This is a genomic window from Saccharothrix longispora (genome assembly GCF_030852425.1).
GTDB classification, from domain to species: domain Bacteria; phylum Actinomycetota; class Actinomycetes; order Mycobacteriales; family Pseudonocardiaceae; genus Actinosynnema; species Actinosynnema longispora.
On record NZ_NSDM01000002.1, the window covers coordinates 609,487 to 618,633 of the forward strand.

Here is a 9,147-nt window from a genome sequence, read left to right on the forward strand (position 1 = left end):
CCACCAGAAGCGCCGTGACCTGCGGTTTCATTGCTTCCGTCTCAAATGGAATCCGCGAGCCGGGTTCGCCCGGAATCGATTCGGTGGGCAAACGGGCGCGTTCGGCGTCACCTGTTCAGCGCATCGCGCCCATTGTCGGCCGGTACCCGTGTCGTCGAATATCCGATTCGACGACACGCGCCGGGGGTTGCGCAATTTCGACCTTCACCGAAGCATTGTCGAATCCATTCGACGACGCATTCGTCTCAATGACGGCCGGCGCCCTGGTCCGAAAGCACGCGCACGGCCTCGTCGACGGCCGCCAGCCGCGCCCGCCGGACGGCCTCGGACAGCGGTCGCAGCGCCGCGTCCCGGGCCCTGGTCGCGGTCGCCGACACGGCGCCGCCGGGCGCGTCGGACGCGGCCACCTCCAGGATCGCGGCGACCTCGGCGGCCCGCTGGAGCACGCGCAGCGCGCGCGGCGGCATCCCCTCCGGCCACGACAACTTCTGCTGCTCCGCCGACAACGCGGCGATCTCGGCCCGCACGTTCGGCCGGTGCCGGGCCACGTCGAGCGTCACGAGCGCCGTGGCGGCCTCGCGCATCGCCGACGCCAGACCGTGCTCGGCCTCCCCCAGCGGCACGTGCTCACCGGGCGAGGACGACGGCAGGTCGAACACCGTCCACCGCAGCACGCCGTCGGCCACCAGCGCGGGCACCAGGCCGACACCGACGTCCGGCAGCACCGCCGCCTCCCGCGCCCGCAGGGCGCACTTGACCAGGGGCCCCTGGCCGCCCAGCCCGCGCACGTCGCCCGGCACGGGCAGCACCAGCCGCGCGGCGCCGGCCGAGGAACGCCGCAGCGACGCCAGCAGCAGGGCCGGCCCCACCGGGACCTCGTCGGGGCCCGGCAGGTCGAGCGCCGTGGCGGTGCCGTCGTCGTCGGCGGCCACCTCGTGCAGACCGGCCCAGAACCCCAGGGCGTCCAGGACGTCGTCCGCCGCGGCCGCACCGTGCAGCCAGGCGGACGTCCAGACGACCAGCGTCGCACTCGCACTCGACACGCTTGACACGCCTGCCGAGGGTACGCGTCGGGCGGGCCGGTTCAGGCGGCCGGCCCGACGTGTTCCACCAGCAGGGAACGGAACTTCGCCACGTCCTCGGCCCCGGCGAACGCCCGGTGCGGCACCGCGTACACCGCGGTCGTCGCGGTCCTGAGCACGAACCCGCGCCCGGTCTCCGCCCAACCCGGCAGTTCGTCCCAGCTCAGCTCGCTGCGGGCGGACTCGCCGACCGCCATGCGCAGCGAGTGGCCGTCCGCCGTGCCGGTGACCGTCCTGGCCGCGAGCGGGTGGTTGTGGAAGTTCACCGCCGTGCCCACGGGCACCAGTGCGACGATGATCACAGCCAGTGCGAGGGCGAACACACCCGCCCACGTCATGCCCATCACCAGGACGACGACGCCCAGCACGGCGAGCACCGCGGCGAACCACGGCGCCCACCGGTACAGCGGCACGGCGATCCGCAGCGCGTCGCGCCAGTCCGCCGGTCTCGGGGACCAGCTGAAGTCCACGCCCACCCCGCGCGCCCCGCTCACTTCGCCGGGCGCCGCGCGGGCTCGCAGCACAGCACGGCGCACGGCGCGCCGTCGACCGTGCAGCCGGCGAGCGGGAACCCCGACAGCTTGCGGACCGGCGCGCCGGCGAGGTGCTCGGCGACCAGTTCGGCGACGAGCCGGGCGAACCGGGGGTCGTCGTTCGGCGTCGCGGCGCGGGCGAAGCCCATGCCCAGCTCCACCGCCCGGTCACGGGCCTCGGTATCGAGGTCCCACACCACTTCCAGGTGATCGCTGACGAACCCGATCGGGCACACCACGACGTTGGCCACGCCCTTGGCGTGCAGGGCCTCGACGTGGTCCACGATGTCCGGTTCGAGCCACGGGACCTGGGGCGGCCCGGACCGCGACTGCCACACCACGTCGTAGTCGGCCACGCCCAGCGCGGTCGCGACCAGCCGGGACGCCTCCGCGATCTGCCGCGAGTAGCGGTGGCCGCCCTCCTCGGGCGGCCCGGACGCCTCGTCCGCCGACAGCGGCACCGAGTGCGCGGTGAACACCAGGCGGTAGTCGTCGAAACCGGCCGCGGCGGTGCGCACGGCGTCCTCGAAGGACTCGATGAAGAGCGGGTGGTCGAAGAACTGGCGCAGCTTCACCAGTTCGGGCGCGTCCGGCACGGCCGCGCGGGCGCGCCGGATGTCCTCGTCGTACTGGCGGCACGCCGAGTAGCCGCCGTAGGCGCTGGTCGGGAACACCAGCGCGCGCCTGACGCCCGCGGCCTTCATCTCGGCCAGGGTGTCCTCGACCATCGGGTGCCAGTTGCGGTTGCCGAAGTAGACCGGCAGCTCCACCAGCCCGCGCACCGCGTCGATGGCGCGGCGGTTGAGCGCGTTGATCGGCGACACGCCGCCGAAGTGCTGGTAGTGCTGCTCGACCTCGTCCAACCGCTCGGGCGGGACACCGCGACCGCGGGTCACGTTCTCCAGGAAGGGGCGGACGTCCTCGGGACCTTCCGGACCGCCGAAGGACAACCAGAGCAGCGCGTCGTAACTCACCCCGACATCCTCGCGCCGACACCTCCGGGGCGCACAACCGGGTCGGCGTGACCACCGGCACGCCGACCCGGACCGCGGTCGGACCTCAGAGACCCAGGAAGTGCACGCCGCCGTCGACGAACACCATGGAGCCGGTGGTGGCCGGGAACCAGTCCGACAGCAGCCCGCACACCGAGCGGGCGACCGGCGTGGCGTCGTCCACGTCCCAGCCGAGCGGGGCCTTCTCGCCCCACATGGCCTCCAGGTCGGCGAAGCCGGGGATCGACTTCGCGGCCATCGTGCGCACCGGGCCGGCCGAGACCAGGTTCACCCGGATGCCCTGCGGGCCGAGGTCGCGGGCCAGGTAGCGGTTGATCGACTCGAACGCGGCCTTGGCCGGGCCCATCCAGTTGTAGGCGGGCCACACCTGGCGGGCGTCGAAGTCCAGGCCGACGATCGACGCGCCGCGGCCCAGCAGCGGCAGGGCGGCCTTCGTCAGCGCCTTGTACGAGTACGCGGAGACGTGCACCGCGGTGGCCACGTCCTCCCACGGCGCGTCCATGAACGGCGCGCCCAGGCACGTCGGCGGCGCGTAGCCGATGGCGTGCACGACGCCGTCGAGGCCGTCCACGTGCTCGCGGAGCCGGTCGGCCAGCGTGTCCAGGTGCTCCTGGTTCTGCACGTCCAGCTCGACCACGGGGGCGGCCTGCGGCAGGCGCTTGGCGATCCGCTCCACGAGGCTCATCCGGCCGAAGCCGGTCAGCACGACCTGGGCGCCCTGCTCCTGGGCGACCCTGGCCACGTGGAAGGCGATCGACGCGTCGGTGATCACGCCGGTGATCAGCAGTCGCTTGCCCTCGAGCAGTCCCGTCACGGGTTGTTCCTCCGAAAGTGTTGTGCGTAGGGGTTTCAGTGGCCCATGCCGAGACCGCCGTCGACCGGCAGCACCGCGCCGGTGACGTAGGCGGCGGCGTCGGAGGCCAGGAACGTGACGGCGGCGGCGATCTCGTCGGTCGTGCCGTAGCGGCCGGCCGGGACCTGGGCGAGGATCTGCTTCCTGCGCTCCTCGGGCAGGGCGTCGGTCATGTCGGTGGTGATGAAGCCGGGCGCGACGACGTTCGCGGTGATGTTGCGGGAACCCAGCTCGCGGGCGATGGAGCGGGCCACGCCGACCAGGCCCGCCTTGCTCGCCGCGTAGTTGACCTGCCCCGCGCCGCCCATGTGGCCGACCACGGAGGAGATGAACACGATCCGGCCGTAGCGCTTCTTCAGCATCCCCCGCGAGGCGCGCTGGGCGACCCGGAACGCGCCGGTGAGGTTGGCGTCGAGGACCCGGCCGAACTGCTCGTCGGTCATCCGCAGCAGCAGGGTGTCGTCGGTCATGCCGGCGTTGGCCACGACCACCTCGACCGGCCCGTGCACGGCCTCGACCTCGGCGAACGCCGCGTCCACCTCGGACGAACTGGTCACGTCGCACTTGACGCCGAGCAGCCCCTCGGGCGCGCCGGACCCGCGGTGGGTCACCGCGACCTTGTCGCCCTGCGCGGCGAACGCCAGGGCGATCGCCAGGCCGATACCCCGGTTGCCGCCGGTGACCAGTACGGACCTCGACACGCTTGCTCCCATCGCTGCTGGTTGATGCGGTGCGAGGCTATCGGCTACCCCCAAGTACCCCACCATCGGCCGGGCGTGGATCACAATTGCGCGGGTGACCGGTTTCGTGGGACGACTCCGCGCCGCGGTGGACGGCGACGTGCTCGACGACCGCGCGAGCCGGGCGGTGTACTCGGTCGACGCGTCGAACTACCGCCACGTGCCGCGGGTCGTGGTGCGGCCGCGGTCGGTGGACGGCGTGCTCGCGGCGGTGGCGGTGGCGGTGGAGCACGGCGTGCCGATCACCAACCGGGGCGCGGGGACGTCGGTCGCGGGCAACTCGGCGGGCGCCGGGATGGTCCTCGACTTCTCCCGGTACCTCGACCGGGTGATCTCGGTGGACCCTGACGAGAAGCTGGCGGTGGTGCAGCCGGGCGTGGTGCTGGACCGGCTGAACGACGCGGCCCGGCCGCACGGGCTGGTGTTCGGACCGGACCCGTCGACGCACTCGCGGTGCACGCTCGGCGGGATGATCGGCAACGACGCGTGCGGCGCGCACTCGATCGCGTGGGGCAAGACCAGCGACAACGTGCGGGCGCTCGACGTGCTGCTGCCCGACGGGCGGCGGTTCGACACGCGCACCCCGCCGGAGTTGGAGCTGCCGCGGGCGGACCCGGCGTGGTTCCCCGCCCTGGACCGGCGGGTCTCGGGGTACCGGCTGGACGCGCTGCCGGACCTGACCCGCGCGCTGGTCGGGACGGAGGGCACGTGCGCGACCGTGCTGGGCGCGACGGTGGAGCTGGTCGAGTCGCCGCCGCGCCGGGTGCTGGCGGTGCTCGGCTTCGACGGCCCGTACGACGCCGCCGACCTGGCGCCCGAGCTGCGCGGCCCGGGGGTGCTGACGGTCGAGGGCCTGAACGCCGAGCTGGCGCGGCACGCGGGCGACTCGCGCTCGCTGCTGCCGCCCGGGCGGAGCTGGCTGTTCGTGGAGGCCGTCGAGGACGCGGTGGCGCGCCGGGCGGCGGCGCTCGCGCCGCACTCGGTGGTCGTGTCCGACCCGGCGCGGCAGCGTGCGCTGTGGCGGGTCCGGGAGGACGGCGCGGGCCTGGCGACGCGGATGTCGGACGGCGGCGAGGCGTGGCCGGGGTGGGAGGACGCGGCCGTGCCGCCCGAGCGGCTCGGCGCCTACCTGCGGGAGTTCGACGCGCTGCTGGCCGGGCACGGCAGGCGGGGCGTCACCTACGGGCACTACGGCGAGGGCTGCCTGCACGTGCGGGTCGACTTCGACCTCGCGCGGGGGCTGCGGTCGTTCCTCCGGGACGCGGCGGACCTGGTGGTGGCGCACGGCGGGTCGCTGTCCGGGGAGCACGGCGACGGGCAGGCGCGCTCGGAGCTGCTGCCGCGCATGTACCCGCCTGCGGCGATCACCGCGTTCGGCCGGTTCAAGGCGGCGTTCGACCCTGCGAACCTGATGAACCCCGGCCGCGTCGTGGCGCCGCTGAAGCTGGACGACGACCTGCGGGTGCTGGTCGCTCCCCCGGTGATCCCGACGCGCGCCGCGCTGGCCCTGCGCGCCGACGGCGGCGACCTGGCGGCGGCGTCGCGGCGGTGCGTGGGCGTGGGCAAGTGCCTGAACGCGCGCGGCGGCGTGATGTGCCCGAGCTACCGGGTGACGCGGGAGGAGAAGCACTCCACGCGCGGCCGGGCGCGGCTGCTGTTCGAGATGCTCGGCGGTCGGGTGGTGCGCGACGGGTGGCGCTCGGAGGAGGTGCGCGAGGCGCTGGACCTGTGCCTGGGCTGCAAGGGGTGCAAGCGGGACTGCCCGGTGGACGTGGACATGGCCACCTACAAGGCGGAGTTCCTGCACCACCACTACGCGGGGCGGCGGCGGCCGGCCGCGCACTACTCGATGGGGTGGTTGCCGCTGTGGCTGCGGCTGCGCCTGGTGAACCGGGTGAGCGCGAGGTTCGCCCGGTTCGGCGGGGTGGACCCGGCGCGCCCGCTGCCGGTGCCGGTGCGGTCGTTCCAGTCGCGGTTCGCGGCGGGCACGGGCGGCGGGGACCGGGTGCTGCTGTTCCCGGACACGTTCACCAACCACTTCGAACCGGGCATCGGCCTGGACGCGGCGGCGGTGCTCGGTCACGCGGGGCAGGGGGTGGAGGTGCCGCGGTCGGCGGTGTGCTGCGGGCTGACGTGGTTCTCGACCGGGCAGCTGGACGTGGCGCGGCGGGTGGTCCGGCGGACCGCGCGGGTGCTGCGGCCGTGGACGCGCGAGGGCGTGCCGGTGGTCGGGTTGGAGCCCAGCTGCACGGCGTTCCTGCGGGGTGACGCGCTGGAGGTCGCGGGCGACGACCCGGACGTGGCGCGGCTGGCCGGCTCGGTGCGGACGTTCGCCGAGCACGTCTCGCCGCTGCTGGAGCCGTGCGCGCCGGGCGGTGGGGCGGTCGTGCAGCCGCACTGCCACCAGTACGCGGAGGGCGGTCTGGACGCGGACCGGGAACTGCTGGTCAAAGCCGGGGTGACCGCGTCGCTGCTGGAGGGCTGCTGCGGGCTGGCGGGCAACTTCGGGTTCGAGAAGGGGCACCACGAGGTGTCGATGGCGGTGGGCGAGCTGGCGCTGTTCCCGGCCGTGCGGGCGGCGGCGGAGGGCACGGCGGTGGTGGCCGACGGGTTCAGCTGCCGCACCCAGGTGCGGCACGGCACGGACGCCGAACCCGTGCACACGGCGACGCTGCTGAGGCGTCGGCTGGGGCTGTAGGCCCCCTGGTCGTGGGAGGCGAGCTTGCGATCGGGTGACGAACCTCAAGAAACGCTTAACAGGCCTTTGCAAGAGCTTCACGATTCGATCCACTGACCGGTCATGACCACGAGTCCACCACCCGTCACCCTCGCGGCCGAGGGCGGAGCGCTGTCCTCCGTCGAGGAAGCGATCAACAACGTCTTCACCCCTGTCTCGGATGCCGTGGCAGGCTTCGTCTTCGCCGAGATCACCGTCTTCGGCGTGACGTTCCCCTGGATCGTCGGCTGGCTCGTCCTCGCAGCGGCGATCTTCACCGCCTACTTCGGCGTCATCCAGGTGCGGGGCTTCGCCACCGCGCTGCGCATCGTCCGGGGCAGGCACAGCAGCCCCGACGACCCCGGCGAGATCACCCACTTCCAGGCGCTCAGCTCGGCCGTGTCGGGCACCGTCGGCCTCGGCAACATCGCCGGTGTCGGCGTGGCGGTGACCATCGGCGGCGCGGGCGCGACGTTCTGGATGATCCTCGCCGGCCTGCTCGGCATGTGCACGAAGTTCGTCGAGTGCACCCTGGGCGTCAAGTACCGCGACGTCCACCCGGACGGGACGGTGTCCGGCGGCCCGATGCACTACCTGCGCAAGGGCCTGGCCGAGCGGTTCCCGGGTGGGGCGGGCAAGGCCGTCGGCAAGGTGCTCGCCGCGGGCGCGGCGGCCATGATCCTGTTCTTCGGGATCGCCGGCGGCAACATGTTCCAGGCCAACCAGACGTTCGCCCAGCTCCGCAACGTGACCGGCGGCGAGGAGGGCTTCCTCGGCACCGACGGCGCCGCGCTGGTGTTCGGCATCGTCCTCGCGCTCGTGGTCGGCGCCGTGATCATCGGCGGCATCAAGTCCATCGGCCGGGTCACCGGCAAGCTGGTGCCCGCGATGGCGATCCTCTACGTCCTGGGGTGCCTCACCGTCATCCTGTTCAACGTCACCGCCGTCCCGGACGCCATCGGCCAGATCTTCACGGGCGCGTTCAACGCCGACAGCGTCGCGGGAGGCGCTATCGGCGCGTTGATCGTCGGCTTCCAGCGCGCCGCGTTCTCCAACGAGGCGGGCCTCGGGTCCGCGTCGATCGCGCACTCGGCGGTGAAGACCCGCCGACCGGTCACGGAGGGGTACGTCGCGCTGCTGGAGCCGTTCATCGACACCGTGGTCATCTGCACCATGACCGCCCTGACCATCGTCGTGGCGCAGACGCAGTTCTGGAAGGACGCCCAGGCCACCGTGTTCGCCGGCGGCCCGAGGCCGGACGGCGTCACGGTCACCTCCGAGTCCTTCGCCACCGTGCTGCCGTGGTTCCCGTACGTGCTGACGCTGGCCGTGGTGCTGTTCGCCGTGTCCACCATCATCACGTGGAGCTACTACGGCGAGAAGGCGTGGACGTACCTGTTCGGCAAGAGCAAGCGCAGCGAGGCCGTCTACCGCGTCATCTTCTGCCTGTTCACCGTGGTGGGATCGGTGCTGACGCTGGGCAGCGTGCTGGACTTCGCCGACGCGGTGCTGTTCCTGCTGGCGCTGTTCAACATCGTCGGCCTGTACCTGCTGGCCCCCGTGGTGAAGCGGGAGCTGAAGGAGTTCAAGGAGTACCTCAGGACGAAGCGCGAGGACGCCGAGGTCGGCTGACGGCCCGCCGGAGCGGAGACCAGACCGGAGCGGCGGTCCGCGGGGGCGCGGGCCGCCGCTCCGGCTCGTGGTGCGGACGCCGCTACGCGCGGGTCTGCTCGGTGATCCAGGCGAGGTAGTCGGTGTTGCCGCCGAGCACCGGCAGGGCCAGCACCTCGGGCACGTCGTAGCCGTGGCGCGCCTTGACGAACTCGGTCAGCTCGTCGACCCGGTCGTAAGCGGTCTTGATCCAGAGTTGCCACTCCCGGTCGTCCTGGACCGCACCGTCCCACCGGTAGACGCTCCGGATGGGACCGCTCACCTGCACGCACGCCGCCAGGCGTGCCTCCACGACGGCCCTCGCCAGGGTGCCCGCCGCGTCCTCGCTGTCGGTGGTGGTGATGACCACGACGTGGTTGTCGCTCATCTGCCGGAGCGTAGCCGGCCGTCACTCCGTGGCCATTTCGTTCTGACCATTCGAGTGATGAAATGGGAACTGGTGTTCGAATAGCCTGGATTCATGGACGTGTCGCCCGCGCTGCTCTCCGACGATGGTGTGTTCGCCGCCGTCGTCGAGACCGAGGCATCGCTGCGGGCGT

The 9,147-nt window shown here is 72.8% G+C and carries 8 protein-coding genes; 2 read left to right on the top strand and 6 right to left on the bottom strand.

All coding sequences use genetic code 11. The features are described from left to right. Nucleotides 1–245: 245 nt before the first annotated feature. The 5 genes from CKY47_RS07830 to fabG form a co-directional block, all read right to left on the bottom strand. Nucleotides 246–1,043, bottom strand: coding sequence for an Rv1486c family protein (locus CKY47_RS07830; protein ID WP_306745011.1), 798 nt, complete (start codon nt 1,041–1,043; stop codon nt 246–248). A 41-nt stretch (nt 1,044–1,084) separates the two neighbouring features. Next, the gene (locus CKY47_RS07835; protein WP_306744989.1) at nt 1,085–1,552 is read right to left on the bottom strand and encodes a YcxB family protein; all 468 of its coding nucleotides are present in this window, start codon (nt 1,550–1,552) and stop codon (nt 1,085–1,087) included. Between the two features lie 20 nt (nt 1,553–1,572). Further along, entirely contained in the window at nt 1,573–2,589 is a 1,017-nt protein-coding gene (locus CKY47_RS07840) for a ferrochelatase (RefSeq protein WP_306744990.1), read from the bottom strand. 85 nt (nt 2,590–2,674) lie between these two features. Continuing rightward, entirely contained in the window at nt 2,675–3,442 is a 768-nt protein-coding gene (gene fabI / locus CKY47_RS07845; RefSeq protein ID WP_306744991.1) for an enoyl-ACP reductase FabI, read from the bottom strand. Nucleotides 3,443–3,477: 35 nt separating this feature from the next. Continuing rightward, nucleotides 3,478–4,182, bottom strand: a complete 705-nt coding sequence (fabG, locus tag CKY47_RS07850; protein ID WP_306744992.1) for a beta-ketoacyl-ACP reductase — start codon at nt 4,180–4,182, stop codon at nt 3,478–3,480. Nucleotides 4,183–4,276: 94 nt separating this feature from the next. On the opposite strand from fabG, the gene CKY47_RS07855 reads away from it, so the two are divergent. Both CKY47_RS07855 and CKY47_RS07860 read left to right on the top strand, forming a co-directional pair. Beyond that, nucleotides 4,277–6,919, top strand: a complete 2,643-nt coding sequence (locus tag CKY47_RS07855; RefSeq protein WP_306744993.1) for an FAD-binding and (Fe-S)-binding domain-containing protein — start codon at nt 4,277–4,279, stop codon at nt 6,917–6,919. Nucleotides 6,920–7,021: 102 nt separating this feature from the next. Next, complete coding sequence (locus CKY47_RS07860; protein ID WP_306744994.1) at nt 7,022–8,569, top strand: alanine/glycine:cation symporter family protein; 1,548 nt, start codon at nt 7,022–7,024, stop codon at nt 8,567–8,569. 82 nt (nt 8,570–8,651) lie between these two features. Here CKY47_RS07860 and cutA read toward each other — a convergent pair whose 3' ends face one another. Next, a complete protein-coding gene (gene cutA, locus CKY47_RS07865) occupies nt 8,652–8,975 on the bottom strand; it encodes a divalent-cation tolerance protein CutA (RefSeq protein ID WP_306744995.1) in 324 nt (107 codons plus the stop codon). Nucleotides 8,976–9,147 lie beyond the last annotated feature (172 nt).

Coding starts and splice junctions, on each gene's coding strand:
- CKY47_RS07860 (WP_306744994.1), top strand. CDS start 7,022: ATGACCACGAGTCCACCACCCGTCACCCTCGCGGCCGAGGGCGGAGCG.
- cutA (WP_306744995.1), bottom strand. CDS start 8,975: ATGAGCGACAACCACGTCGTGGTCATCACCACCACCGACAGCGAGGAC.